Origin of the sequence: Caballeronia sordidicola (genome assembly GCF_001544455.2) — a bacterium.
In the GTDB taxonomy this organism is placed as follows: Bacteria; Pseudomonadota; Gammaproteobacteria; order Burkholderiales; family Burkholderiaceae; genus Caballeronia; species Caballeronia sordidicola.
This window is the reverse complement of the sequence record NZ_FCOC02000005.1, coordinates 271,409-296,541: the sequence shown is the minus strand read 5'-3', so window position 1 is coordinate 296,541 and position 25,133 is coordinate 271,409. Positions and strand designations below refer to the sequence as shown.

The 25,133-nt window shown below is 59.5% G+C and carries 24 protein-coding genes; 11 read left to right on the top strand and 13 right to left on the bottom strand.

Annotation, left to right across the window (positions count from 1 at the left end):
* Positions 1-60: 60 nt before the first annotated feature.
* The gene (locus AWB64_RS12275; protein ID WP_060819192.1) at positions 61-1,260 is read right to left on the bottom strand and encodes an amino acid aminotransferase; all 1,200 of its coding nucleotides are present in this window, start codon (positions 1,258-1,260) and stop codon (positions 61-63) included.
* A 465-nt stretch (positions 1,261-1,725) separates the two neighbouring features.
* Here AWB64_RS12275 and uvrB point away from each other — a divergent pair, with 465 nt between their 5' ends.
* From uvrB to AWB64_RS12245, 6 genes are all read left to right on the top strand, one after another.
* Positions 1,726-3,807 (top strand): excinuclease ABC subunit UvrB, encoded by a 2,082-nt coding sequence (uvrB, locus tag AWB64_RS12270; RefSeq protein ID WP_060819190.1) that lies wholly within the window; start codon positions 1,726-1,728, stop codon positions 3,805-3,807.
* A 288-nt stretch (positions 3,808-4,095) separates the two neighbouring features.
* Positions 4,096-4,644 carry an iron transporter gene (locus tag AWB64_RS12265; RefSeq protein WP_060819189.1) on the top strand — a complete coding sequence of 183 codons (549 nt, stop codon included), beginning with the start codon at positions 4,096-4,098 and terminating at the stop codon, positions 4,642-4,644.
* A gap of 88 nt (positions 4,645-4,732) precedes the next feature.
* A complete protein-coding gene (locus AWB64_RS12260; protein ID WP_060819187.1) occupies positions 4,733-5,080 on the top strand; it encodes a cupredoxin domain-containing protein in 348 nt (115 codons plus the stop codon).
* A gap of 35 nt (positions 5,081-5,115) precedes the next feature.
* Positions 5,116-5,961 carry an FTR1 family iron permease gene (locus AWB64_RS12255; RefSeq protein WP_060819185.1) on the top strand — a complete coding sequence of 282 codons (846 nt, stop codon included), beginning with the start codon at positions 5,116-5,118 and terminating at the stop codon, positions 5,959-5,961.
* Positions 5,958-7,367, top strand: coding sequence for a 4Fe-4S binding protein (locus AWB64_RS12250; RefSeq protein ID WP_208603269.1), 1,410 nt, complete (start codon positions 5,958-5,960; stop codon positions 7,365-7,367). Before AWB64_RS12255 ends, AWB64_RS12250 begins: the two co-directional genes overlap by 4 nt.
* 39 nt (positions 7,368-7,406) lie before the next feature.
* Complete coding sequence (locus AWB64_RS12245) at positions 7,407-7,820, top strand: GlcG/HbpS family heme-binding protein (protein ID WP_060819183.1); 414 nt, start codon at positions 7,407-7,409, stop codon at positions 7,818-7,820.
* Positions 7,821-8,099: 279 nt separating this feature from the next.
* On the opposite strand, the gene hemP is transcribed toward AWB64_RS12245, so the two are convergent.
* The 4 genes from hemP to AWB64_RS12225 form a co-directional block, all read right to left on the bottom strand.
* On the bottom strand, positions 8,100-8,357 hold the full coding sequence (hemP, locus tag AWB64_RS12240; RefSeq protein ID WP_060819181.1) for a hemin uptake protein HemP: 258 nt from the start codon (positions 8,355-8,357) through the stop codon (positions 8,100-8,102).
* A 138-nt stretch (positions 8,358-8,495) separates the two neighbouring features.
* Positions 8,496-8,990 carry an SRPBCC family protein gene (locus tag AWB64_RS12235; protein ID WP_060819179.1) on the bottom strand — a complete coding sequence of 165 codons (495 nt, stop codon included), beginning with the start codon at positions 8,988-8,990 and terminating at the stop codon, positions 8,496-8,498.
* A 46-nt stretch (positions 8,991-9,036) separates the two neighbouring features.
* Positions 9,037-9,450: an OsmC family protein gene (locus AWB64_RS12230; RefSeq protein WP_060819177.1), complete on the bottom strand. Its 414-nt coding sequence runs from the start codon at positions 9,448-9,450 to the stop codon at positions 9,037-9,039.
* 140 nt (positions 9,451-9,590) lie between these two features.
* Positions 9,591-10,463 carry a pirin family protein gene (locus AWB64_RS12225; protein WP_060819175.1) on the bottom strand — a complete coding sequence of 291 codons (873 nt, stop codon included), beginning with the start codon at positions 10,461-10,463 and terminating at the stop codon, positions 9,591-9,593.
* Positions 10,464-10,619: 156 nt separating this feature from the next.
* On the opposite strand from AWB64_RS12225, the gene AWB64_RS12220 reads away from it, so the two are divergent.
* Positions 10,620-11,582 (top strand): LysR substrate-binding domain-containing protein, encoded by a 963-nt coding sequence (locus AWB64_RS12220; protein WP_060819174.1) that lies wholly within the window; start codon positions 10,620-10,622, stop codon positions 11,580-11,582.
* A gap of 339 nt (positions 11,583-11,921) precedes the next feature.
* Here AWB64_RS12220 and AWB64_RS12215 read toward each other — a convergent pair whose 3' ends face one another.
* The 8 genes from AWB64_RS12215 to AWB64_RS12180 all read right to left on the bottom strand — a co-directional run bounded on the left by AWB64_RS12215 (position 11,922) and on the right by AWB64_RS12180 (position 18,572).
* Positions 11,922-12,347, bottom strand: a complete 426-nt coding sequence (locus AWB64_RS12215; protein ID WP_060819173.1) for an ExbD/TolR family protein — start codon at positions 12,345-12,347, stop codon at positions 11,922-11,924.
* 12 nt (positions 12,348-12,359) lie between these two features.
* Positions 12,360-13,133: a MotA/TolQ/ExbB proton channel family protein gene (locus tag AWB64_RS12210; protein WP_060819171.1), complete on the bottom strand. Its 774-nt coding sequence runs from the start codon at positions 13,131-13,133 to the stop codon at positions 12,360-12,362.
* A gap of 64 nt (positions 13,134-13,197) precedes the next feature.
* Positions 13,198-13,968, bottom strand: a complete 771-nt coding sequence (locus AWB64_RS12205; protein WP_082850455.1) for an energy transducer TonB — start codon at positions 13,966-13,968, stop codon at positions 13,198-13,200.
* A gap of 308 nt (positions 13,969-14,276) precedes the next feature.
* Positions 14,277-14,513: a (2Fe-2S)-binding protein gene (locus AWB64_RS12200; protein WP_060819169.1), complete on the bottom strand. Its 237-nt coding sequence runs from the start codon at positions 14,511-14,513 to the stop codon at positions 14,277-14,279.
* Between the two features lie 244 nt (positions 14,514-14,757).
* On the bottom strand, positions 14,758-15,633 hold the full coding sequence (gene murI / locus AWB64_RS12195) for a glutamate racemase (RefSeq protein WP_060819167.1): 876 nt from the start codon (positions 15,631-15,633) through the stop codon (positions 14,758-14,760).
* Between the two features lie 13 nt (positions 15,634-15,646).
* Entirely contained in the window at positions 15,647-16,123 is a 477-nt protein-coding gene (gene bfr, locus AWB64_RS12190) for a bacterioferritin (RefSeq protein ID WP_060819165.1), read from the bottom strand.
* Positions 16,124-16,348: 225 nt separating this feature from the next.
* Positions 16,349-17,872 (bottom strand): fumarate hydratase, encoded by a 1,524-nt coding sequence (locus tag AWB64_RS12185; RefSeq protein ID WP_060819164.1) that lies wholly within the window; start codon positions 17,870-17,872, stop codon positions 16,349-16,351.
* Between the two features lie 112 nt (positions 17,873-17,984).
* Complete coding sequence (locus tag AWB64_RS12180) at positions 17,985-18,572, bottom strand: TIGR00645 family protein (RefSeq protein WP_060819162.1); 588 nt, start codon at positions 18,570-18,572, stop codon at positions 17,985-17,987.
* A gap of 607 nt (positions 18,573-19,179) precedes the next feature.
* Here AWB64_RS12180 and acs point away from each other — a divergent pair.
* The 4 genes from acs to AWB64_RS12160 all read left to right on the top strand — a co-directional run bounded on the left by acs (position 19,180) and on the right by AWB64_RS12160 (position 25,111).
* Entirely contained in the window at positions 19,180-21,162 is a 1,983-nt protein-coding gene (gene acs, locus AWB64_RS12175; RefSeq protein WP_060819160.1) for an acetate--CoA ligase, read from the top strand.
* A gap of 138 nt (positions 21,163-21,300) precedes the next feature.
* Complete coding sequence (locus AWB64_RS12170; protein WP_060819158.1) at positions 21,301-21,642, top strand: DUF4212 domain-containing protein; 342 nt, start codon at positions 21,301-21,303, stop codon at positions 21,640-21,642.
* 7 nt (positions 21,643-21,649) lie between these two features.
* Positions 21,650-23,668, top strand: coding sequence for a sodium:solute symporter family protein (locus tag AWB64_RS12165; RefSeq protein ID WP_060819156.1), 2,019 nt, complete (start codon positions 21,650-21,652; stop codon positions 23,666-23,668).
* 255 nt (positions 23,669-23,923) lie between these two features.
* On the top strand, positions 23,924-25,111 hold the full coding sequence (locus tag AWB64_RS12160) for a tyrosine-type recombinase/integrase (RefSeq protein ID WP_060819155.1): 1,188 nt from the start codon (positions 23,924-23,926) through the stop codon (positions 25,109-25,111).
* Positions 25,112-25,133: the final 22 nt, after the last annotated feature.

Genomic DNA, 25,133 nt, shown 5'->3' with positions numbered 1-25,133 from the left:
GCCGCGCAGCATAAAAAACGGCGCCCACAAGGAGCGCCGTTTCAGGGGCGTGCAAAAAACTTACTTCAGCACGGCTGCAATGGCGTTTGCCACGACTTCGAGGTTGCGGGTGTTCAGTGCAGCCACGCAGATCCGGCCCGTGCTTACTGCGTAGATGCCAAACTCTTCACGCAGGCGATCGACTTGCGGTGCGGTCAGTCCGGAGTACGAGAACATGCCGCGTTGCTTGTTCACAAAGCTGAAGTCGCGTTCGACGCCCGCTGCCTTGATCTGCTCGACCAGGCCATTGCGCATTGCGCGGATCCGGTCGCGCATCTCGCCAAGTTCCTGCTCCCACGTCGCGCGCAGTTCCGGCGAAGCGAGCACGGCGGCGACTACCGACCCGCCGTGGGTTGGCGGGTTCGAATAGTTGGTGCGGATCACGCGCTTGAGTTGCGACAGCACGCGGGCAGCTTCTTCCTTGCCGCTCGTGATGATCGACAGTGCGCCGACGCGCTCGCCGTACAGCGAGAACGACTTGGAGAAAGACGACGACACGAAGATGTTGATGTCGGCCTTGGCGAACAGGCGCACGGCTGCTGCATCGGCGTCGATGTTTTCGCCGAAGCCCTGATACGCGATGTCGAGGAATGGCAGCAGCGAGCGTGCCTTGACCGTTGCCACGACTTGTTCCCACTGCGCCGGGGTAAGATCGACGCCGGTCGGGTTGTGGCAGCACGCGTGCAGCACGACAACCGTACCTGCCGGATAGCTGTTGAACGCTTCGAGCATGGCCTCGAACTTCACGCCGTGCGTGGCTGCGTCGTAGTACGGATAGTTCAGGACTTCGAAACCGGCGTACTCGAACAACGCGCGATGGTTCTCCCAGCTCGGGTCGCTAATGGCGACCTTGCCTGCCGGGTTGAGGCGCTTCAGGAAGTCAGCGCCAATCTTCAGCGCGCCGGTTCCGCCGAGTGCCTGGGCCGTGATCACGCGACCCTCCGCGATCAGGGGGGAATCGTTGCCAAGCAGCAGTTTTTGAACGGCCGCGTCGTAAGCGGCAATGCCTTCCATGGGCAGATATCCCCGCGGCGCGGCCAGTTCGACGCGGGCTTTTTCGGCCTCACGGACGGCGCGCAAGAGCGGAATCTTGCCTTCTTCGTTGAAATACACGCCCACGCCGAGATTGACCTTGGTGCTGCGCGGATCGGCATTGAAGGCTTCGTTCAGACCCAGAATCGGATCACGGGGGGCAAGCTCGACTGCTGAGAAGAGGGACATGATTTATCGGCGGTAGTGGAAAGGCGTGCGCGGCGTTCGGGATGGAAGTCGCGGCATGCTGTGTTCGACCGCGCGGCGGGGAGTTGACAAAAAACTCCTTTCCATCGATGAAAACCCCAGTTCGGCATTGTAACGAATTGAACGGCGCTTTTCGGTGAGAAGAGGCGGAAGAAACGAATGAATTTCGAGTTTTGTGGCTGTCGGATTCGCGAATTTCGACGGCAAACAATATGAGGCTGGCGGAATTATCAAACGAGCGTCGGAATGCTTTCATTCGCGAAAACAAGCACTTGCGTTTTGGCGCTGCCGCCTCATCTGGAAAACATCCGGCGAGCGCGTGCTAATCAACGCTGAACCGCCACCGATCCCCGGAATCACTCCAATAACCCTGATCCGCCGTCAAACCCGCTCCAGCGCGAACCGCTAGAATGGAGGTTTGCTCTCGGCCAAAGGCACCGTTTCCTCATGTCCGATACCCCGCTAGTAGACGCCGCAGAAACGCTCGACGAGTCGAAGTTTGTGACTTTCGAGGGTTCGCCATTCCAGCTTTATCAACCGTATCCGCCAGCGGGCGATCAGCCGACGGCAATCGCGACGCTCGTCGAGGGGATCGAGGACGGCCTGTCATTTCAGACGCTGCTCGGCGTGACGGGTTCCGGCAAGACTTTCACCATGGCGAACGTGATCGCGCGCATGGGCCGTCCGGCCATTGTGTTTGCGCCCAATAAAACGCTCGCCGCGCAGTTGTACGCGGAGTTTCGCGAGTTTTTTCCGCGCAATGCCGTGGAATATTTTGTTTCCTACTACGATTATTACCAGCCGGAAGCCTACGTTCCGCAACGAGATTTGTTTATCGAGAAGGATTCGTCGATCAACGAGCATATCGAGCAAATGCGCCTTTCCGCGACGAAAAGCCTGCTCGAACGGCGCGACGTGGTGATCGTGGCGACGGTTTCCGCAATCTACGGTATCGGCAATCCGTCGGAATATCACAAGATGATTCTGACGTTGCGCACGGGCGACAAGATGGGTCAGCGCGACATCATCGCGCGGCTGATCGCCATGCAATACAACCGCAACGAAGCGGATTTTTCGCGGGGCAGTTTCCGTGTGCGCGGCGACACCATCGATATCTTCCCGGCCGAGCACGCCGAAATGGCCGTGCGCGTAGAGCTTTTCGACGACGAAATCGAGTCGATGCAACTCTTCGATCCGCTCACCGGCCGCGTGCGCAACAAGATTCCGCGTTTTACCGTGTATCCGTCGTCGCATTATGTAACGCCGCGCGACACGGTGATGCGCGCCATAGAAACAATCAAGGCCGAACTGCGCGAGCGCTTAGAGTTCTTCCACAAGGACGGCAAGCTGGTGGAGGCGCAGCGGCTGGAACAGCGCACGCGCTTCGATCTCGAAATGCTGCAGGAACTGGGTTTCTGCAAAGGCATCGAGAATTATTCGCGGCATTTCTCGGGCGCCGCGCCCGGCGAACCGCCGCCCACGCTGGTTGATTACCTGCCGCCCGACGCGCTGATGCTGCTGGACGAGTCGCACGTGCTGATCGGTCAGTTGAATGGCATGTACAACGGCGACCGGGCGCGCAAGGAGAATCTGGTCGACTACGGGTTCCGGATGCCGTCGGCGCTGGATAACCGGCCGCTGAAATTCAACGAGTTCGAACGAAAGATGCGTCAGGCCGTGTTCGTCTCGGCGACGCCCGCGGATTACGAAAACCGCACGTCTGGACAGGTCGCCGAACAACTGGTGCGGCCAACAGGTCTGGTCGATCCCGAGATCGAGGTGCGTCCCGCGCGCTCGCAAGTGGACGACGTGCTCGGCGAGATCAACGCGCGCGTGAAGGTGCACGAGCGCGTGCTGGTGACGGTGCTGACCAAGCGTATGGCCGAGCAGCTCACCGAATTCCTGGCAGATCACGGCGTGAAGGTGCGCTATTTGCACAGCGACATCGACACCGTCGAGCGCGTGGAAATCATCCGCGACCTGCGTCTCGGTTCGTTCGACGTGCTGGTCGGCATCAACTTGTTGCGGGAAGGGCTCGATATTCCGGAAGTTTCGCTCGTTGCGATTCTCGATGCCGACAAGGAAGGCTTTCTGCGCGCCGAACGTTCGCTGATCCAGACGATCGGCCGGGCGGCCCGGAACGTAAACGGCAAGGCGATTCTCTATGCCGACAACATGACGGATTCCATGAAACGCGCCATCGGCGAGACCGAGCGCCGGCGCACGAAGCAGATAGCGCACAACCTCGCGGCAGGCATCACGCCGCGCGGCGTGACGAAGCGGATCAAGGACATCATTGATGGCGTCTACAACGTGGACGACGCGCGTGCCGAGCTGAAGGAAGCACAAACACGTGCGAAGTTTGAAGATATGTCCGAAAAGCAGATTTCGAAGGAAATCAAGCGGCTGGAAAAACAGATGATGGATCACGCGAAAAACCTCGAATTCGAGAAAGCGGCGCAGACGCGCGACCAACTGTCGCTATTGCGGCAGCGTGTTTTCGGCGCGAACGTAGGCGATCATCTCTGAGCCCTTTGTGGCTACGGAAGGTCGGGCGGCGGGCTTCCAGAGCCCGCTGTTTTTTATGTGCGGACCAAGGTCAGATCACGCCAAAAGCCTTGTCGCGACAAGGCTTTGTTTCGCTTCATCGAATTGTTCGTCCCTCCAATCGATGCTAAACTTCCCAATCATTGAGAATGGTTCGTATTAAGCTTTCACATTGCATTCTCATTCGGAATTTTTGCGGTTAATGTTGGCGCGTTGGCAAACAATCGGGTCGGACCGGACGCACCGGTCAATAACAACAAGGAGTAGTGGATGAAGGTCTCAACTTTGGTATGCGGCTCGGTAGCCGCAGCCGCTTTTGCGGCAATGGCGTCGGCATCGGCTGCCGAATATCCGATCGGCAAGCAGAACATCCAGAACGGGATGGAAGTCGGCGCGGTTTACCTGCAGCCGATCACGATGGAACCAGAAGGCATGATGCGCAAGGCGTCGGACTCGGACGTCCACCTCGAGGCCGACATCCATGCAGTGAAGAACAATCCGACCGGCTTTGCCGAAGGCGACTGGATGCCTTACCTGCAAGTCACATACGAACTGACGAAAGTCGGCACGACGCAAACCATCAAGGGCGACCTGATGGCCATGGTCGCGAACGACGGCCCGCACTACGGCGACAACGTCAAGCTCTTCGGTCCGGGCAAATATCACTTGAAACTCAACATTGCGCCGCCGATGCAAACCGGCCACATGGCGTTTGGCCGTCACGTCGACAAGGAAACCGGCGTGGGTCCGTGGTTCAAGCCGTACACGATCGAGTATGACTTTCCGTTCGCCGGCATCGGCAAGAAGGGCGGTTACTAAACCGGTCACCAAGTTGGACTCAGGTGTCCGGCGTAATGTGCGCACGTTGCGACGAGCGAGCGCCGGACAGCGCAGCCAGGAAGGATGCATGACACGTAAATACAGATTGATCGCCGCATCGCTCGCGATCACTGCCGGTTGGCTGGCCAGCGCTGCTTCGGCGCAAGCTGCCGACCTCCCGACTTTTAAGCTGGAAATGAATGACGGCAAGCTGAATCCCGCGCGTATCGAAGTACCGGCGGGCGTGCGCATCAAGATCGAGGTGCACAACATTGGCAAGGGCGCGGCGGAATTTGAATCGATTCAGTTGCGCAAGGAAAAAGTGCTCGCCCCGGGCGCCGATTCTTTTGTCGTGATCGCGCCGCTCGACAAGGGCGAATACAAGTTCTTCGACGATTTCCATCAGTCGGCGCAAGGCGTCATCGTCGCGAAGTAGAGTTGCATCGGCTCGGTAGAGCGGGAGAGAAGGTAATGGGTCAGGTTCTTTTCATCGTGTGGCGGGAAAGTGTCGAGGCGCTGCTGGTCGTCGGCATCCTGTATGCATGGCTGAAAAACGGCGACGCCGAGGCGCGGCGCGGCATCCCGTATTTGTGGGCGGGCGTGGCGATCGGCTTGCTGGCCGCCGTGGCGCTTGGCGCGGCGCTGGTGGGTTTCACGGAAGTGCTGTCCGGCGACGCGCAGGACTATTTCCAGACCGCAATGGTTCTGGTGGCGTGCGTGCTGATCGTGCAGATGGTGCTGTGGATGAAACACCATGGCCGCTCGATGAAGCGCGATATGGAAGCCTCGCTGCAAAAAAGCAAGCAGGACGCCAACTGGTGGGGCGTAACGCTGCTGGTCGCGCTTGCCATTGCACGCGAAGGCAGCGAGACGGTGATTTTCCTGTACGGCCTGGGCTTCGGGCAATCGGGTCACGTCGATTCAATGCAATATCTCGCGGTTGTGATCGGTCTTGCGCTCGCGTTTTTCACGTTCTATCTGCTGCAGCTTGGCGGCAAGATCTTCTCGTGGCGCCTGTTTTTCCGCGTGACCGAAATCATGTTGCTGTTCCTCGCCGCCGGGCTGTTCGAGACAGGCGTGGACAAGCTTATCGACAAGGAAATTCTGCCCGTGGTGGTGAACCAGGTCTGGAATTCGTCCTGGCTACTCGATGACTCCAGCACGTTTGGTTCACTGGTCGCGACGCTCACCGGATATCGCGCGCATCCGGCCGGCATGAACCTGATTGCATACGTGGTTTACTGGGCGGTGATCTTTCTGCTGCTGCGCCGTTCGAAAAGCCGCATGGCGCAGAAATCGGCGAGACGCGCAGCATGAGCGACGTGATGAATCGGCCCGGCCGGCTTCAACAAGCCGGGCAATGGATGCAACAGCACGGCAGCATAATCCGCGCAATTCAGTGGGTTGTGGTCCTGGTCTATGCATTCCTGATTCTGGTTCCTGCCGTCATGCCGTTGCCCGGCAATACGGCGCACATCTGGAACAACCTGACGGTCGCGGCTCAGTTCGTGTTCTGGGGTATCTGGTGGCCGTTCGTGCTGTTGTCCATGGTGATGCTCGGCCGCGTGTGGTGTGGCGTTTTGTGTCCCGAGGGCGCGCTGACCGAGTTTGCAAGCAAATTCGGGCGAGGCTGGGCAATTCCGCGCTGGTTGCGCTGGGGCGGCTGGCCGTTTGTCGCGTTTGGCATCACGACCATCTACGGTCAGATGGTCAGCGTTTATCAGTATCCAAAAGCCGTCCTGCTGGTGCTTGGTGGATCGACGCTTGGCGCAATGATCATCGGCGTGCTGTATGGGCGGGAAAAGCGCGTCTGGTGCAAATACCTGTGCCCGGTCAATGGCGTGTTTTCGTTGCTGGCGCGCCTGGCGCCGTTTCATTACAAGGTCAACGAGGACGCGTGGCGCAAGTCGTATAAAGAGGGCGAGCACGGGCATCGGGTGATTCCGGTGAATTGCGCGCCGCTCGTGCCGCTGCGGGCCATGAAAGGCGCATCGGACTGTCATATGTGCGGCCGTTGCAGCGGTCATCGCGATGCAATCGCGCTTACGTGGCGCTCGCCTTCGTCCGAGATCGTCAAACTTGGCGATAAACGAACCAACCCGTGGGACACGGCGCTGGTGTTGTACGGTTTGCTGGGCATTGCGATTGGCGCATTTCACTGGACCGTGAGCACCTGGTTCGTCGACTTGAAGCAGATTTTCGCGAGCTGGCTGATCGATCACAACATTCTGTGGCCGCTCGACACCAACGCGCCGTGGTTCCTCTTTACGCATTACCCCGAGCAAAACGACGTCTTTTCGTGGCTCGATGGCACGATGGTGATTGGATACATCGTCGTGACCGGGCTGGTTTATGGGACCGTGCTGCTGGGTTTGCTCGCGGCCGGCACGCGCATGCTCGGCCGCTTCGAGTTCGCAAGGCTGCATCATTTGACGCAGGCGCTGATTCCTATTGCGGGCGTGGGCGTGTTCCTGGGGCTGTCGGCGACCACGGTTTCACTGCTGCGCGCGGAGCAGTTGCCGCTCTGGTGGGTGCCCGGCGTGCGCCTGGGATTGCTTGGCGTCGCCAATTTATGGAGCGCGTGGCTTGCGTGGCATGTGATCGGACGATACGTTCCCGGTCGCGTAATGTCGCGTGGCGTTGCCGCGATGCTGTGGTTCATCGCGGCGCTGGCTGTCGTCGATAGCGCCTGGTACCTGATGTTCTGGGGCTTCTCGCGGTAACCTGTATCTATTCGCGACGACAACTACAAAGGTGACCCAATGAGAACGAAACCCGCATTGACCGATGATGACGTGAAAATCATCGCCGCAGCCGCCGAAGCACATGCGCTGGCGAACAAGTGGAATGTGACGATTGCCATTGTCGATGAAGGCGGCCACCTGCTGCATCTTCACCGGCTTGACGGCGCGGGCGCAAGCACTGCCGAAATGGCGACAGGCAAGGCGCGCACGGCGGCGGTCGGCCGGCGTGAAACGAAGCTCTATGAAGACATGATCAAGCAGGGCCGCGTCGCGTTCCTGAGTGCGCCGATGACCGCAATGCTCGAAGGCGGCGTGCCGATCATGGTTGGTGCGGATCTGGTTGGCGCGGTCGGCGTTTCCGGCGTGAAGTCGGATCAGGATGCGGCGGTGGCGAAGGCGGGCATTGCGGCGTTGGGTATCGAAAACGTCTGATCGAAAGCCGTAACGCTTGTACGGATTCAAATAAAAAAAGCACGTTTTCGACGAGAAAACGTGCTTTTTGCTTTATCAACCGTGCTTTCGCAAGCACTCGCTGGGAACCAAAAAAAGCGGCTTCGCTGGCTATCGACGACTGGCTGGTGTTTGCACGAAGGGGTCTAAATTCTCGCGTGCAAGCCGTCATGGCTGGCTATTGCCAAACACCTCTCGAAGAGGTGGTCCCCACAATACCCGGTACTGAAATCCTGTCCTGATGAATGCGTGTTACGCGCGTTACTTCGTGAGAATCAGCTTGCCCAGGCGCGTGGCGCGTAGCTGATAGGTCTCGCCGTTATGCATGATGCTGATGTGACTTTGACCTTGCAGCAGCGTGTCGCTGCGCAACGTGCGCTCGCCGGTTTCCGTGGATGCGGTTGTCGCCGGACGCGCCGTAGTCACTGCAGCGGTACGCGGCCGTCCGATGCTCGCCGCGGCGGACCGTTCAACCGGGCGGCGCAGCCGAAGCGTGTTGGAGCGCAGGATGTCGGTCATGTCGAGAAGTCCGTTCGTTGAGTCGATGGAGTAATCTTAATGATAACCATTCGTATTTGCAACAACGATGTCTTCATCGATTCTACATTTCGATAGCCATAGGCTTTCCAGTACTGTTCTATCGAAACGCGTCAGCCTTCAGTGCAGCGGCCCTTCCAGTTTGCTGCCATGAGCGAACTGGCGAATCAACCTGACCGTATCGATATCCGCTTCCCTGTACGCCGACTTCACGATCTCCTGTGTTTGCAGGGCGTCGGGGCTCGCGTTGGGATCGTCGGCGACGGGCAGGGTGGTCGCGTAGGTGAAGCGCAGGAATAGCTGAAGCTCGTCCGGCTGTTCTATCGCCATGGTGAGCGACCCCCCCACGTGCTCGGGCGTCGGCAAAATGTCATAGCGCACGCTGCTTTCGGGAATCAGCGTCACGCGATCGCGCACGCGCGCCTGGCCGTAGTGCAACTCGCGTTCGATCACATCGCCTTCGCGCGACAGGATCGCGCATCGGTCCAGGCCGATCACGAACAGTTGCGGCTGTTCTGCGCGCAGCACGAGCCCTTGCCAGACCTGTTCGCGCGTCATGGCTTCCACAAACGGGTTGAGCGGGTCGTTGATCTGGATGAGGTGTTCGAAATTCAAAACGACGGTTTCCTTGAGATGATCGTTAAGCGCATCGATAGCGGGTTCAAACGGGCGTGAGCCCGGAATTGATCGCGATCGACCCGGAGAGAATCTTGTGCACGGGACATGCGTTTGCAATTTGCAAAAGGCGTTCCCGCTGAGTGCTGTCGAGTTCGCCCGTCAGCTGGATCTGGCGGTCGATCACCGTGGCTTCCGGCGGCGTGGACTGGTACGTGAGCGTGACGTGAACATCTTCCAGTGGCCATCCTTTGTGCTTCGCATACATTTTCAACGTGATCGACGTGCATGCGCCCAAGCTCGAAAGCAACAGACCGTGAGGCGTCGGCCCGGTATCGGTGCCGCCATGTGATTCGGGTTCATCGCCACGCCATTCATGCTTGCCGTCGCTCAGGACGACCTGAAAATCCTTGGCGCCGATGCTGGCGCTGACAACCGGCGACACAAACTTTTCGGACATGCGGTACTCCGGAAAATTGAAACGGGGCGGCGTCTGAAAATTTCAGACAATAAAATGGCGCGGCACGAAAGACTATTGTGACGCAAATAGTGTCTTTCGTGCCGCGCCGGTGAAACGGACGCCGCCAGTGCCAGGTCGGGCTAGTGGTTGATCGTGCCCATCCGTCCCGCCTGGAAGTCCACCACGGCCTGGCGAATCTCGTCTTCCGTGTTCATTACGAAAGGACCATAGCGCACGACCGGCTCCTTCAGCGGCACGCCGCCGAGCAACAGCAATTCGAGCGGTTCATCGCCGGCGCTGAAAGTGACAGTCTCGCCGTCGTCCGCGAAGACGATCATTTGCCGCGCCTTGACAGGCTGTTTATTGGAGCCGTAGAAGCCATCGCCCGACAAGGCATAACCGAACACCCGGAAGTCGCGCGGCACCGGCTGCACGACCGACGCGCCCGGCTGCAGCGAGAAATGCTGATAAAGAATCGGCGTGCGTGTTTCTATAGCCGCTTTCACGCCCAGCGCTTCACCCGCGATAACCTTCACGCGCACGCGCCCGTCCTCGCTTGCCGCCACCGGAATGCTCGCCGATGCAATCTCCTGATAGTGCGGCGGAATCATCTTGTCGCGCTTCGGCAGATTTACCCAAAGCTGCAGTCCATGCACGCGGCCACCCGTGCGCGTGAATTCCGGATCGGGCATTTCGCTGTGAACGACGCCGGATCCAGCCGTCATCCATTGCACGTCGCCTTGACGCAGCGTGCCCGAATGACCGGCGGAATCCTTGTGACCGAACTCGCCTTCGAGCACATAGGTGACGGTCTCGAATCCGCGATGCGGATGGTCGGGCGCGCCTTTGGCCTCGCCCGGCGCGTAATCGACTGGCCCCATTTCGTCCAGAAGCAGGAACGGATCGAAGTCCATCAGCAACCGCGTGGGAAACGGCCGGTGCACGACAAAACCGCCGCCCTCCACCGTGCGGAGCGCCGGGATCGTGCGTTCGATACTGCGTGTGGTGTCCATTTTCGTCCTCGTGTTAGCTGATACAGGAATGGGCGCAATCCGGTGATTAGCGCCAAATTCAAGACATGGAGCTATTATATGGACCGGATTCCGGGGAAAAAGCCGTCCATCCGCAATGGATTGTCCCACCACTGAAACAACCATCCGCCTGCCCGCATGAAACCTGACTCGCACGACCTCAATGACCTGATGTACTTCTCATACGTGGTCGAGCACGGCGGATTCTCGGCCGCCGAGCGCGTGCTGGGCATTTCGAAGTCGCGGTTGTCGCGGCGCGTGTCGGAGCTGGAGACATCGCTTGGCGTGCGGTTGATGCAGCGATCCACCCGGAAACTCGCGCTGACCGAAGCCGGCCAGCTTTTCTATCAACATTGCAAGGGCATGCTCGCCGAAGCGCAAGCGGCCGTCGATATTGTCCACAGTCTCAGGGATTCGCCTCGCGGTAGCGTGCGCGTGAGCGTGCCCGTGACGATTGCGCAGACGTTTTTGTCGGCGGTGATTCCGGATTTCCTGCATCGATACCCCGAAGTCCGCGTCGTCATGAGCGTGACGAATCGCGTGATCGATCTGTTCGAAGATCCCGTCGATGTCGCCTTGCGCGTGCGTTCAGAACCGCCGGTCAACTCCACTATCGTTGCGCGGCCGTTATGGCGAACCGAGCAGATGCTGGTCGCGGCGCCGTCGCTGCTCAAGCCGAACGCGCCGCCGCTCGTGCCTTCCGAACTGGCTCAGTTCGACACCATCGACGTCCCGTCCAGCGATGGCCGCCATGTTTATCGCATGATCGCGCCCGATGGCACGCGGCACGAGTTCGAACACGAGCCACGCCTCGTCACGGCGGATCTGGGCATGATCCGCGAGGCCGTGATGCGCGGCGTGGGCATTGCCGCGTTGCCCGAGATGTTATATGGCGCGGCGCTTCGGACCGGCCAGATGTCGCCTGTCATGCCGGGCTGGACTTTTCCGGCGCCGCAGCTTTACGCCGTGTTCCTGTCGCGCCAGGGAATGGTTCCGGCAATCCGCGCGTTCGTGGACTTTCTGGTGGAGTCGATCAATGACGGCGAGCGCTTTCCTGGAGAATGTCCTCTTCCGGTTGAAGCTGCTCACGAAACAGTTTGACTAATCGTGACGCCCGCGCAAGTTTCTGACATTGAAGCGCGCGCTTGCGATGCAGAGATTCAATCGGCGCGCGCTTGAACCTGCTTTGGCGCGGCACTATAGTGAAATCTCTTCGCTAAGGAGCTGCTTATGCGAAAACTCACGGCCGCTTTTATAGTAGGCCTGATAGGGCTAATCGCGCTGTCCGTGTCGAGCACGGCTGTCGCATGTGGCGATGCCGCGGGTTCGGGCTACTCGGCCCCAAAGTAACCGCTAGCCCGAATGTGCCGCGCGCACACAAAAAAAGGCCTTCATCATTGCGATGAAGGCCTTTTACTTTGTAGCTTTGCAGCATTCGAACTACTTCGCGCCCGCCTTGGGCTCGGTCACGAACCCGATCTTCGATAACCCGCCGCCTTGCGCAGCCGACATCACGTCGGCGACGCGTTCATACGGCACCTTGCGATCCGCGCGCAAACGCAGTTCCGGCTGCGGCGTCTGTTTCGATGCATCCGCTATGCGCGCCTGCAGCGCGTTATCGTCGACTTTCTGGTCGTTCCAGAGCACTGTGCCGTCCGCTTCCACGGCCACGTCCACATGCGCCGGCTTGGTGTCCTGCGGCTGGCTGCTCGCCTTCGGCAAATCGATTTTCACCGCGTGATTGATCGCGGGAATCGTGACGAGAAAAATGATCAGCAGAACGAGCATGACGTCGACCAGCGGCGTCATGTTGATCTCGCTCATCATGCCGTCATCTTCGTCGCTGGAGAAAGGGCTCATGGCCATGACGACTTCCCCTTAGCTCACGCGCGACGCAGGCTTGACGCCCGACGGGGCGCTCGACGCCTGATGCGTGGCCAGGCGCAGGCCGTCGCCGCGCTTGCTCGACGCGAGCTTCGTACCCGTCACGAAGAATGCATGCAGGCCATGTGCGAAGCGGTTCAGTTTCGTCACGATCGACTTGTTCCAGCGCGTCAGCGCGTTGTAGCCGAGCACGGCCGGAATCGCGACGAACAGGCCGAACGCCGTCATGATCAGCGATTCGCCAACCGGTCCCGCAACCTGGTCGATGGACGTCTGCCCCGTGGCGCCGATGGTCAGAAGTGCGTGATAAATCCCCCAAACCGTGCCGAACAAGCCGACGAACGGCGCAGTACTGCCAATCGACGCCAGCACGGCAAGACCCGCCTGCATCCGGCCGACGCCTTCGTCCATGGTGTCTTTCAGGCAGCGCGTGATCCAGTCCGACACATCCATGCGGTCATGCAAGTGCGGTTGCGTCTGGTGATGGTGATCGGCGGCGTCCTGGCCGGAAAGGGCGAGGGCGAGGAACGGGTTGTCCTGCGCATTGGACGACTGGTTGCTCAGTTTCTTGATGCCATCGGCGAAATCATCCGAGTGCCAGAACGCCTGTTCCGCGTTCTTGGTCAGGCGTTTCAGGCGCAGCACGTTCAGACCTTTCACCACGATCACGGTCCATGACAGCACCGACATGATCGCCAGCGCGAGCGCGATGCCCCGCGTCACAAAATCCCCTTGCGCCCAGACGTGGGCCAAACCATAGCTTTGCATTGCAGTTCCTGTAGATATCTAAAAATTAGGTCGAATTCTTGGTTTTTGCCGGCATGCGTTCGCGTCAGTCGTTCAGCCCGAAGACGAACGGCTGGGAATAGGCGGCGCGGATCGCCTCGCCGTTTTCCTTGTAGGGCTTGCAGGCGCTTGCGCGCATGGCGTCGAGCGCGGCGTCATCGAGCCGCGACGAACCGCTGCTCTTCTTCAGCTCGATATTCTCGATCTTTCCTGTCAGCCCGACGACAAACTTCACCACGGCCGTGCCGGATTCGCCTCTGCGCCGCGCAAGCGCTGGATATTCCGGCATTGCAATGTTGCAATCGAGATGCGCAACGTCCTTTGGCGCATTGAGCGCCATCGTCGGACGGCCGATAGCCGGTGCTGCAGGCGGCGGCGCTGCGGGAGCCGGCGGCGCGGGCGCAGCAGGCGTTTCTTCCGGCGCAGCGGCTGCAATGGTCGACGGCGCCGCGGTTTCGGGCAACGGCGTCGGCGCGGCTTTTACGTGCGGCTGGACTGTCGGCTTCGGTTTGGGCGTCGGCTTCGGTGGAACCGGTTTCGGCGGCGGAGGAACGGGCGTCGACTGAATGGCTGCAGGCGCGGCGACGGGTTGCGGCGGCGCGGAGCTGATCAGTTCGGCGGTGATCGTCTTCGATTCGATGGGACGCGGCGGCGGCTCGTTGCGCATCGTCAGGGCGATTGCGAGCAGGCCGACGTGGATCCCCACGACAGCAACAGTCGCCGCGACAACGCGAGGATTGACGGAATTGTCCGACGGACCGGGGCCCGGCGCACCGAGCGTCGCAGCCCCGCCCGGGGTAAATGATGGAGACGGCATATCAGCGTGGTTGCACGGCGGTGATGCCGTGCGAACAGCGAAAGCCCATGCAGCATGTATGACTGGAGGACTTCATTTTCGGAAGATGAGCAGAGAAATAAACAGCGTGGCCACAAAACCGATCAGCAGTTCCATCGTTCCCTCCTTGAATGGGGGTTGGCGTGCTGGCTTGATGTGACCTGGCTTGCGAGCGGAAAACTCCGGTGTTGCACATGATCCACGCTTCACAGCTTGCAGCCGTGCATTGTGGCGCTTTCGAACGTATGAAATCTGCCGGTCTTTGAGGACTCGCAGCGCTTCGGGCAGCTTCAGGCGGCCTTGCGTTCGTAGAACGTGAGCGGGACGGCCTGATGCTGATCGCCGCGCATGCCGCAATGCGACGCGCATCCGCTTTCCAGCATCACGTCGCGTACACTTTCTTCGCATTTGCCGCAGCACATCGCGACACCAAGCTCGAATTGCAGTTCATCAAAAGTAGCAGCGCCGTCGGCAATGGAAGCGCGAATCTTTCTGTCCGATACTGACTTGCAAACACAGACGATCATGTGGCAACCACGATAGCTAACGTTAATGCGAATTATTATCATTCCTTATGCGAACGTTGGCAATAGGGAGCGTTGGTTTTTTTGAACGCAAGATGCGCAGAAATGAGGGGCGGGACGCGACGCCACGCTGGGTAAGGCGTGCCAAGCAGGATGCGGGCTGAATCCGCATCTGCGAAAGGGTTTTATTTAGCCAGATAGGGGGTTTTTGACGGCCGATGCGGCTCCATGCCGCATTTTTGAGCGCTCAGGATTCCAGCGCCAACGTACGGCGCGATGGAATGACGACGCGCTCGACGTGTACATCGAGACCAAGCAGCGACGCCACCAGTTGTTGCTGCATCTGGCCGTCGCTGGTCGAGCAAAAGCGCGGCAATTCCGCCGCGTGCGAAGGTGCCGCACGCAGGCCGTGCAGGTCCAGTTGCCGTTCCAGTTGCCGCGCAATCGCAACGCTCGTGTCGATCAACGCAAGCCTGTCGCCCGCAATGGAACGGATCGCCTTGTCGAGGAAAGGGTAGTGGGTGCAGCCGAGCACAAGCGTGTCGGCGTTGGCGTCGAGCATTGGCTGGATGTAGCTTCTGAGCAGTTCGATCAGTTCGGGCGAGTCGATATCGCAGCGTTCCACCGCCTGAACGAGCCCATGTCCCGGCTGAAGGATAAAGCGGCAATCCGTTGCATGACGTTCGGCCAGCGCCTGGAAGCGCGCGCTGCGCAAGGTGACGGCGGTGGCCAGCACGCCGGCCACGCGGGTTTGCGACATCAGCGCGGCGGGCTTGATGCCCGGTTCCACGCCGATCATGGGAACGGACATCCGCTCGCGAGCCTGCGCGATGGACTGCGCCGTCGCCGTATTGCACGCTACGACAAGCGCCTTGGCGCCCTGTGCAATCAGCCATTCACCGATAGCCAGCGTCCGGTCGGCGATAAAGTCGTCGTCGCGCTCGCCGTATGGTGCGTACAGTGAATCCGCGACGTAGATCAGCCGCTCGTCCGGTAAAGCTGCGCGCACGGCGCGCAACACCGACAAACCGCCGAGGCCCGAATCGAAAATGCCTACGGGCGAGTTCGCGCCGAGCGCCAGGCCGGCCGCCTGAGAAGAAGAGCGAGTGGCTTCTAGAGGCATTGCGGCTGTTCGATTATTCGTTTTCGCCCATCATGGTCTGTTGATAGTTCTGGATGCCGACCTTCGCGACCAGATCGATCTGCGTTTCCAGCCAGTCGATATGTTCTTCCGTGTCATCGAGAATTTTCACGAAGATTTCGCGCGAGATGAAATCGCGAACCGATTCGCAATAAGCGATGGCTTCCTTGCACGTGCTTTGCGAAATCTGTTCCAGCTTCAAATCGCACTGCAGGATTTCGAGCGTCTCTTCACCAATCAGCAGCTTGTGCAGGTCTTGCAGGTTGGGCAAGCCGTCGAGCATGAAAATACGCTGGATCAGCCAGTCGGCGTGCTTCATCTCGCCGATGGATTCGTCGTATTCATGCTTGCCGAGCTTCTCCAGGCCCCAATGCTTGTACATGCGGGCGTGAAGAAAGTACTGGTTGATTGCCGTCAGTTCGTTCTTCAACTGCTGGTTCAGATACTCGATCGCTTTTACGTCGCCTTTCATCGTGGTTCCTTGCGTGGCGTTATAGCTTTTCAAACATAACTGCTCAAGTTTAAAAAGCCAATATGAAAATGGGTTTTTCCCGCTGGATTGCGGCGGTTTATGTTCGTTGGCGAAGTGTAATGAGAATGACAACAGTTCTCTTCAGAGCGTCCTCAAAATGCAAGAGCCGGGCACAAGGCCCGGCTCTTTTTTGCTTCGCATTACTGGAGTAGGAGTTTAAACCCTCTACGCCGTTGCAACTGGAATTTTACCTATTTTTGCCTGCCATTCTTTGGGTCCCGTCTGATGTACGGAAGTCCCGGTTGAATCGACGGCGACCGTGACCGGCATATCCTGCACGTCGAACTCGTAAATGGCTTCCATGCCCAGGTCTTCGAATGCGATGACCTTCGCGCCGCGAATCGCCTTCGATACCAGATACGCCGCGCCGCCCACCGCCATCATGTAGGCCGCCTTGTGCTTCTTGATTGCCTCGATGGCGCCCGGGCCGCGCTCGGCCTTGCCGATCATCGAGATCAGGCCGGTCTGCGACAACATCATGTCGGTGAACTTGTCCATGCGCGTGGCGGTGGTCGGACCCGCCGGGCCGACGACTTCTTCCCGCACGGGGTCCACCGGGCCGACGTAATAGATCACGCGGTTCGTGAAGTCCACCGGCAGCTTTTCGCCCTTGGCGAGCATGTCGGCAATGCGCTTGTGCGCCGCGTCCCGGCCGGTCAGCATCTTGCCGGAGAGCAGCAGCGTCTGGCCCGGTTTCCACGCGGCGACCTGTTCCTTCGTCAGCGTGTTCAGGTCCACGCGCTGGCTGGTTTCCGTGTTCGCGACCCATTCGACCTTCGGCCATGCATCGAGCGAAGGCACTTCGAGCCTGGCGACACCCGAGCCGTCCAGCGTGAAATGCGCGTGACGCGTCGCGGCGCAGTTTGGAATGATCGCGATCGGCTTGGATGCGGCGTGCGTCGGCGCGGCCATGATCTTCACGTCGAGCACGGTCGCGAGGCCGCCAAGTCCCTGTGCGCCGATACCCAGCGCATTCACCTTCTCGTGCAGCTCCACGCGCAATTCTTCGATCCAGTCCTTCGGGCCACGCGCGATAACATCCTGAATGTCGATGGCGTCCATGAGCGATTCCTTCGCCATGACCATCGCCTTCTCGGCTGTGCCGCCAATGCCGATCCCCAGCATGCCGGGGGGACACCAGCCCGCGCCCATCAGCGGGACGGTTTTCAGCACCCAGTCGACGATGGAATCAGACGGATTCAGCATCGCGAACTTCGTCTTGTTCTCCGAGCCGCCGCCTTTCGCCGCAATCTGGACGTCGACCTTGTCGCCGGGAACGATCTCGTAGTGGATCACGGCCGGCGTGTTGTCTTTCGTATTCTTGCGCGCGCCTTCGGGCGGGCTCACGATGGACGCGCGCAGCACGTTGTCCGGATTCAGGTAACCGCGGCGCACGCCTTCGTTGATCATGTCGGTGACGCTCATGGTGGCGCCGTCCCATCGGACGTCCATGCCAACCTTCACGAACACCGTGACGATGCCCGTGTCCTGGCAGATCGGCCGGTGGCCTTCGGCGCACATGCGGCTGTTCGTCAGGATCTGCGCGATGGCGTCCTTCGCGGCCGGACTCTCTTCGAGCTCGTACGCGCGGCCGAGTGCCTGGATGTAGTCGAGCGGATGGTAAAAGCTGATGTGCTGCAGCGAATCCGCGATGCTCTGAATCAGATCTTCCTGCTTGATGATAGTCATGGCTTGAACGTGTGGGGACGGGCTGTGTTGGAACTTTTTTGTGGATTTTATCGTGATGCCGGGGTGCTTTCAGCGGCGCTTTGACCAGCGCCTGACTGTGCTGCCACGCGTGTTAGTCGTGCGTCGCGGCGGGCGTTGCTGGCGCCTCATGGAAGTGCACTGGATGCGTATGCGTGGTCAGGCGGTCGACCCACGCCATGATCAGCGCCGACGCGAGGAACGCTATATGGATCAGCACTTGCCACATCACCGCGTGCGCCGAATACTGGTCCGGGTTGATGAACGTTTTCAGCAAGTGAATGGACGAAATGCTGATCAGCGCCATGGAAAGCTTTACCTTCAGCACGCCGGCATTCACGTGATCGAGCCACTCGGGCTGGTCCGGATGACCTTCTACGCCGAGCCGTGAGACGAACGTCTCATAACCGCCCACGATCACCATGATCAGCAGGTTCGAGATCATCACCACGTCGATCAGGCCGAGCACGACCAGCATGATGTTGGTTTCATCGAGCGTCGTCATGTGCGTGACGAGATGCCAGACTTCTTTCAGGAACAGCACCACATACACCGCTTGCGCCACGATCAGGCCGAGATATAGCGGCACCTGAAGCCAGCGGCTCATGAAAATGACGACGGGTAGCGGCTTCATCGGATGCCGGGGCGCACGGGTGCCGGGGATGTTCGGGGATGCGGACATGAGCGGTGCCGGTTCGTGGACGGAATGGTCGGATGAGTAAGACGTCGGCGTGGACGTGCGCGAAGGGCGGACGCGAAATCCACAAAGTTCGACATTGTAGCGCGATGATGTAACCGGTTTGCGGGTCAACCCCGACCGGATGCTTACGAGGTCATCAGCGGCGCGGCTGCGACAAGGTAGAGCGCGTAACGGTTCAAGCTGGAACCCGTACAACGAGTTCAGTTAACATGCTCACGGAAGTGATCTGGCGCGTCGTTGGGGCGCATTGGTATGGCGGCGCCCGCTTGCAAAGGGCATCATTGCATGGGTGCGGCTAGCCACGCATTGTAAAAGCGCCGGCGACTACGTGTATACCCCGTGGGCTTTGAGCGCATTGCGTAAGTAGCGGGTAAGCCGCGCGGCTTATCTTCGCCAATGAGGCATTCATGGCGCGTTTGAGCGAGCATGCTGCGCCGCATCGAAGGCCATGCGGGCAGCAACCATATGCATGTACCGGAGACGCGGCATACGTTCATACGACGTATGCCGTACAAACACAGCGGCTAAGAATGGAGCCCCGGCTCCCGCGCCGTGATTTTCAGATTCACCATCAAAGAAGGGGTTGTCGATGTCCGCGATTGAATCCGTACTTCAGGAACACCGCATTTTCCCGCCATCGGCCAAAGCGTCCGAAGGCGCCGCGATTTCCGGCATGGACGCTTACAAGGCCTTGACGTCCGAGGCCGAGCGCGATTACGAAGGCTTCTGGGCGCGGCTCGCGCGTGAAACGCTGAGCTGGCGCAAGCCGTTCGAGACCGTCCTCGACGAATCCAATGCGCCGTTCTTCAAGTGGTTCGAGGACGGCGAGATCAACGCGTCGTACAACTGCATCGACCGGCATGTGGAAGCGGGCAACGGCGAGAAGCGCGCAATCATTTTCGAGGCCGACGACGGCACGGTCACCAACGTCACGTACCAGGACTTGCTGCAGCGCGTAGGCCGCTTCGCCAATGCGCTGAAAAAGCGCGGCGTGAAGAAGGGTGATCGCGTGGTCATCTACATGCCGATGTCCATAGAAGGCGTCGTCGCCATGCAGGCGTGCGCGCGTATTGGCGCCACGCACTCGGTGGTCTTCGGCGGGTTCTCGTCGAAGTCGCTCAACGAACGGCTTGTCGACGTGGGCGCGGTTGCGCTCATCACCGCCGACGAACAGATGCGCGGCGGCAAGGCATTGCCGCTCAAGAACATCGCCGACGAAGCCATCGCCGCCGGCGGCTGCGAAGCGGTGAAAAGCGTGATCGTGTATAGGCGCACGGGCGGCAAGACGCAATGGCATGAAGGCCGCGACGTGTGGATGCATGAGCTTGTCGAGCATGAATCCGACACGTGCGAACCGGAATGGGTCAGCGCCGAACATCCGCTTTTCATCCTTTACACGTCCGGCTCAACAGGCAAGCCGAAGGGCGTGCAGCACAGCACGGGCGGTCTGCTGCTGTGGGCGGCGCAGACCATGAAGTGGACCTTTGACGCGAAGCCCGACGACATCTTCTGGTGCACGGCGGACATCGGCTGGATCACCGGGCATAGCTACATTGCATACGGACCAACCGCGATAGGCGCGACGCAGATCGTGTTCGAAGGCGTGCCCACGTACCCGAATGCAGGACGCTTCTGGGACATGATCGCCCGGCACAAGGTCACGATCTTCTACACCGCGCCGACCGCGATCCGCTCGCTGATCAAAGCTGCGGAAGCCGACGCGAAGGTTCATCCGAAAAGCTTCGATCTGTCGACGCTGCGCATTCTCGGCACCGTCGGCGAGCCGATCAATCCCGAAGCGTGGATGTGGTATCACGAGAACGTGGGCGGCGGGCAATGTCCTATTGTCGATACCTGGTGGCAGACCGAAACCGGTGGCCACATGATCACGCCGCTGCCGGGCGCAACGCCGCTCGTACCGGGTTCATGCACGTTGCCGCTGCCGGGCATCATGGCCGCTGTCGTGGATGAAACCGGTCAGGACGTGCCAAACGGACAGGGCGGAATTCTGGTGATCAAGCGGCCGTGGCCGTCGGCGCTGCGCACGGTGTGGGGAGACCCCGATCGCTTCAAGAAGAGCTACTTCCCGGAAGAACTTGGCGGGACGCTGTACCTCGCCGGCGACGGCGCCGTGCGCGACAAGGAAACAGGCTACTTCACGATCATGGGCCGTATAGACGACGTGCTGAACGTCTCCGGTCACCGGCTTGGAACCATGGAGATCGAGTCGGCGCTCGTATCGAACCCCATTGTTGCGGAAGCGGCCGTGGTGGGCCGTCCCGACGATACAACCGGCGAAGCAGTATGCGCGTTTGTCGTGCTGAAACGCTCGCGTCCGGAAGGCGACGAAGCCAAGAAGATCGCAAACGAATTGCGCGCCTGGGTCGCGAAGGAAATTGGTCCAATCGCAAAACCGAAGGACATTCGTTTCGGCGAAAATCTTCCAAAGACACGTTCGGGAAAGATCATGCGGCGTCTGCTGCGTTCTCTCGCGAAGGACGAGGAGATCACGCAGGACGTATCGACCCTGGAGAACCCCGCGATCCTCGATCAACTCGGCGAAGCGCATTGAGTTTCTTCGAGTACTATCTGTTTTGAACGAGCGGCTCCCTTTTTCAGGGAGCCGTTTTTGTATCCACTTTTGTAGTTCGCCGCCACGAATAATGTCGATCCCGATTGCCGCTTTTCCAAGCATTTGGTAGATAAGCACATGCCTTCGACGCCACCGTCCGTGAGTCTCCCGCAGCCGCCGCCCGTGACGGCGGAAATGGCGTGCGCGCATCGGGTGTACTGGCGGACAAACCTCGCGTTGATATCGGTGCTGATGCTGATTGGCTTCGTGGTCTCGTTCGGCGTCCCGCTGATGGCGGCGCGCCTGGCGAACGTGCGGTTCGCCGGTTTTCCGCTGCCGTTCTACTTCGGCGCGCAAGGCGCGATCCTCGTGTATGTGGCGTTGATTGTCGTGTATATCGTGCTGATGCAACTCGCCGATGCACGTCTGCGACGCACGCTCGCGGCTTTGGCGCAAACGCCGGTTGCATCGACGCCATGATTCTTCAATGAAGCTCAACCATCGCCTGATCCGTGCCTACGCGCTCTACACGCTCGGCTTCTTCGCGTTCATTTACGTGATGACGCGCATCGAGCGCGTGACCGGACCGGGCATGTGGATTGGCTATGTGTTTCTGTTCGTGCCGATCGCCGTGTATGCCGTGATTGGTTTGTTATCGCGCACGTCGGATCTTGTCGAGTATTACGTCGCGGGGCGGCGCGTGCCGTCGGCGTTCAACGGCATGGCGACGGCTGCGGACTGGTTGTCGGCGGCGTCGTTCATCGGGCTGGCCGGTTCCATCTATGCAACTGGTTACGACGGCCTGGCGTACATGATGGGCTGGACCGGCGGCTATTGCCTCGTCGCGTTCCTGCTCGCGCCCTATGTGCGCAAGCTCGCGCGCTACACCATCCCCGATTTCCTCGGCACGCGCTTTTCCAGCAACCTCGTGCGCGGCATTGCGGCGTTCGCGGCCATCTTGTGTTCGTTCGTTTATCTGGTCGCGCAGATTCAGGGCATCGGGCTGATCGCGTCGCGGTTTATCGGCATTGATTTCGCCATCGGGATTTTCTGCGGGCTTGCGGGCATTCTTGTGTGCTCGTTCCTTGGCGGCATGCGCGCCGTGACGTGGACGCAAGTCGCGCAGTACATCATCTTGATCAGCGCCATGCTGATTCCCGTTTCGATGATCGCGCATCGCGAAGGGCTCGGCTGGCTGCCGCAACTTTCATATGGACACCTGCTTGAGCGCGTTGAATCACTTGAGCGTCGGATCGCAAGCTCGCCCGAGGAAGCCAAGGTCCGCGACGACTACAGGCGGCAAGCGCAGCAGATTCAGGCGCAGATCGATCAACTGCCGGCGTCGTTTCATACGGAACAGGCGCGTCTTACCGACGAAATAACGGAACTGCGCCGGCGCAACGGTCCGTTGCGCGATATCAGCGAGTGCGAGCGGGAACTGGCTTCGTTCCCCAAGGATGCGGCCGACGCTGGCATTCGATGGTCGCGCGAGCGTGACGCCATGCTGGAGCGCGCCGCGCCACCGGTTCCCGCGGCCCAGGCGTTCCCTCCTTCGGACGATGAAAACGCGCGGTTGCATCGGCGCAATTTTTTGTCCTTGTTGCTGTGTCTCTCGCTTGGCACGGCGAGTTTGCCGCATATCCTGACGCGCTATAACACGACGACGTCGGTTGCGTCGGCGCGGCGTTCCGTTGGCTGGACGCTGTTTTTTGTCGCGTTGTTCTATGTCACCGTGCCCGTTCTCGCGGTCCTGATCAAGTATGAAATGCTTACGGGCATTGTTGGACACAAGTTCGCGGATCTGCCGACGTGGGTCATGCAATGGCGAAAGGTCGAGCCGTATCTGATCCGGATCAGCGATGTGAATGGCGATGGCATTGTGCGCTGGGCCGGCATTCAGATGCAGCCGGATATGGTCGTGCTCGCCGCGCCGGAGATTGCGGGCTTGCCATATGTGATGTCGGGGTTGATTGCGGCGGGGGCATTGGCCGCGGCGCTTTCCACGGCTGATGGTTTGCTGCTGACGATCGCGAATGCGCTTTCGCACGATGTGTATTACTGCATGGTCGACAAGAGCGCGAGCAGTCAGAGAAGGGTGACGATATCGAAGATATTGTTGCTTGGCGTTGCGTTGTTTGCTTCTTATGTGGCTTCGCTGAATACGGGGAATATTCTGTTCTTGGTGGGCGCCGCGTTTTCGCTGGCGGCTTCCGGGCTGTTTCCGGTGCTGGTGCTGGGCGTGTTCTGGAAACGCACGACCAAGCTCGGTGCGGTTTGCGGGATGCTGGCGGGGCTCGGAGTGTGTGTTTATTACATCGTTTCGACATATCCGTATTTCACGCATATCACCGGGTTTTCGGGCGCAAGGTGGTTCGGGATCGAATCGATTAGTTCAGGCGTGTTTGGTGTCCCGGCGGGGTTTTTGGTGGCTTTGGTCGTGAGTGTGTTTGACCGGAAACCGGATGCTTATACGCGGGCGCTGGTGGATTACATCCGGCATCCGTGAGGCCGCCGAAACGCAAAAAACCCGCGTCGGCAAGAGGCTCGATGCGGGTTTGGGTGTTGCTCGATTATGTGAAACGTATTCTGGCGGAGAGACGGTCCGCCTATCATGCGTTCACAGGAGTTCGTAAAAGTTTTTTCAGGCCCGCCTAACCCTTATCCAGTATAGCTTTATCTTCCGCATTTGTTCGCGTGAGATTGCTACCATCCGTCTATAAAGTGTAGACTGGAGTGTAGACCAAGCGATCAGGCGGACAAAATGGCACGACCGATAAAGAAGCTTTCAGCAGTCAAAGTTAAACAGGAAAAGACGCCTGGATATTACAGCGATGGCGGGGGCCTTTACCTTGACATAGGGCCTACGGGTTCCAAGTCATGGATATTCCGCTACGCCCGGAACAAGAAGGCGCACTGGATCGGCCTTGGCGCATACCTGAATGTTTCCCTCGAAGCCGCCCGAGCCAAAGCCGAAGCGATGCGTCAGGTGCTAGGAAATGGCCAGGACCCTAAGGAAATCCGCCTGGCTGAACGGGCGAAGGCTGCCGCGAAAATGACTTTCACGCAGTGCGCGACCGCATACATTGAAGCCCAAACCCCTGGATGGAAGAACGCGAAACATGCGGAGCAGTGGACGAACACGCTGACAACCTACGCGGCGCCGGTCATCGGACCGAAGGACGTTGCATTGGTGGACACAACCGATATTCGGCAAATCCTGGAACCAATCTGGACGACGAAGAACGAAACCGCTTCCCGCGTCCGTGGCCGCATCGAAAAGGTATTGGCTTGGGCGGCGACGCGTGGCCTTCGATCAGGTGAAAACCCGGCGCGCTGGAAAGGCCACCTGGATACCCTGCTGGCTAAGCCAAGCGCGGTCCAGGGAGACGAGCACCACGCATCGATTCCTTACGCTGACATCGCGGGTTTTATGGAGTCTCTTCGAGCGATGGAAGGTGTGGCGGCCAAGGCACTGGAATTCTGCATCTACACTGCTGCGCGGACAAACGAAATCATCGGCGCACAGTGGGCAGAAATCGATCTGGAAGCGAAATTGTGGACGGTTCCAGCCGAACGGATGAAAATGAAAAAGGAACATCGCGTGCCGCTGAGTGGGCGTGCGGTTGCCGTGCTGAAGGCGATGGAAAAAATCAAGCAGGATGATTTCGTGTTTCCCGGAATGACGAAAGACAAAGGACTGTCGAATATGTCTCTCTTGGCAGTATTGAAGCGCATGGACCGCACGGACTTGACCGTGCATGGGTTCCGCTCAACGTTCCGCACGTGGGCAGCGGAAACAACTAACTTCCCCAGGGAACTGGCAGAGAAAGCCCTGGCGCACGCCGTCCGTAGTGAGGTGGAGGCAGCCTATCAGCGTGGTGACCTGCTAGCCAAACGGGGCAAAATGATGGACGCCTGGGCGTCCTACTGTGCAAAGCATTCAGCATGACAAAAGGCCCGTCCAGCGGGCC

What these genes read in the sequence shown, in the direction of transcription:
- AWB64_RS12185 (WP_060819164.1), bottom strand. Translation starts at nt 17,872, where the DNA reads ATGACTATCATCAAGCAGGAAGATCTGATTCAGAGCATCGCGGATTCG.
- bfr (WP_060819165.1), bottom strand. Translation starts at nt 16,123, where the DNA reads ATGAAAGGCGACGTAAAAGCGATCGAGTATCTGAACCAGCAGTTGAAG.
- AWB64_RS12205 (WP_082850455.1), bottom strand. Translation starts at nt 13,968, where the DNA reads ATGCCGTCTCCATCATTTACCCCGGGCGGGGCTGCGACGCTCGGTGCG.
- acs (WP_060819160.1), top strand. Translation starts at nt 19,180, where the DNA reads ATGTCCGCGATTGAATCCGTACTTCAGGAACACCGCATTTTCCCGCCA.
- AWB64_RS12210 (WP_060819171.1), bottom strand. Translation starts at nt 13,133, where the DNA reads ATGCAAAGCTATGGTTTGGCCCACGTCTGGGCGCAAGGGGATTTTGTG.
- AWB64_RS12200 (WP_060819169.1), bottom strand. Translation starts at nt 14,513, where the DNA reads ATGATCGTCTGTGTTTGCAAGTCAGTATCGGACAGAAAGATTCGCGCT.
- murI (WP_060819167.1), bottom strand. Translation starts at nt 15,633, where the DNA reads ATGCCTCTAGAAGCCACTCGCTCTTCTTCTCAGGCGGCCGGCCTGGCG.
- AWB64_RS12165 (WP_060819156.1), top strand. Translation starts at nt 21,650, where the DNA reads ATGAAGCTCAACCATCGCCTGATCCGTGCCTACGCGCTCTACACGCTC.
- AWB64_RS12265 (WP_060819189.1), top strand. Translation starts at nt 4,096, where the DNA reads ATGAAGGTCTCAACTTTGGTATGCGGCTCGGTAGCCGCAGCCGCTTTT.
- AWB64_RS12260 (WP_060819187.1), top strand. Translation starts at nt 4,733, where the DNA reads ATGACACGTAAATACAGATTGATCGCCGCATCGCTCGCGATCACTGCC.
- hemP (WP_060819181.1), bottom strand. Translation starts at nt 8,357, where the DNA reads ATGACCGACATCCTGCGCTCCAACACGCTTCGGCTGCGCCGCCCGGTT.
- AWB64_RS12275 (WP_060819192.1), bottom strand. Translation starts at nt 1,260, where the DNA reads ATGTCCCTCTTCTCAGCAGTCGAGCTTGCCCCCCGTGATCCGATTCTG.
- uvrB (WP_060819190.1), top strand. Translation starts at nt 1,726, where the DNA reads ATGTCCGATACCCCGCTAGTAGACGCCGCAGAAACGCTCGACGAGTCG.
- AWB64_RS12225 (WP_060819175.1), bottom strand. Translation starts at nt 10,463, where the DNA reads ATGGACACCACACGCAGTATCGAACGCACGATCCCGGCGCTCCGCACG.
- AWB64_RS12245 (WP_060819183.1), top strand. Translation starts at nt 7,407, where the DNA reads ATGAGAACGAAACCCGCATTGACCGATGATGACGTGAAAATCATCGCC.
- AWB64_RS12230 (WP_060819177.1), bottom strand. Translation starts at nt 9,450, where the DNA reads ATGTCCGAAAAGTTTGTGTCGCCGGTTGTCAGCGCCAGCATCGGCGCC.
- AWB64_RS12220 (WP_060819174.1), top strand. Translation starts at nt 10,620, where the DNA reads ATGAAACCTGACTCGCACGACCTCAATGACCTGATGTACTTCTCATAC.
- AWB64_RS12170 (WP_060819158.1), top strand. Translation starts at nt 21,301, where the DNA reads ATGCCTTCGACGCCACCGTCCGTGAGTCTCCCGCAGCCGCCGCCCGTG.
- AWB64_RS12160 (WP_060819155.1), top strand. Translation starts at nt 23,924, where the DNA reads ATGGCACGACCGATAAAGAAGCTTTCAGCAGTCAAAGTTAAACAGGAA.
- AWB64_RS12255 (WP_060819185.1), top strand. Translation starts at nt 5,116, where the DNA reads ATGGGTCAGGTTCTTTTCATCGTGTGGCGGGAAAGTGTCGAGGCGCTG.
- AWB64_RS12180 (WP_060819162.1), bottom strand. Translation starts at nt 18,572, where the DNA reads ATGTCCGCATCCCCGAACATCCCCGGCACCCGTGCGCCCCGGCATCCG.
- AWB64_RS12250 (WP_208603269.1), top strand. Translation starts at nt 5,958, where the DNA reads ATGAGCGACGTGATGAATCGGCCCGGCCGGCTTCAACAAGCCGGGCAA.
- AWB64_RS12215 (WP_060819173.1), bottom strand. Translation starts at nt 12,347, where the DNA reads ATGGCCATGAGCCCTTTCTCCAGCGACGAAGATGACGGCATGATGAGC.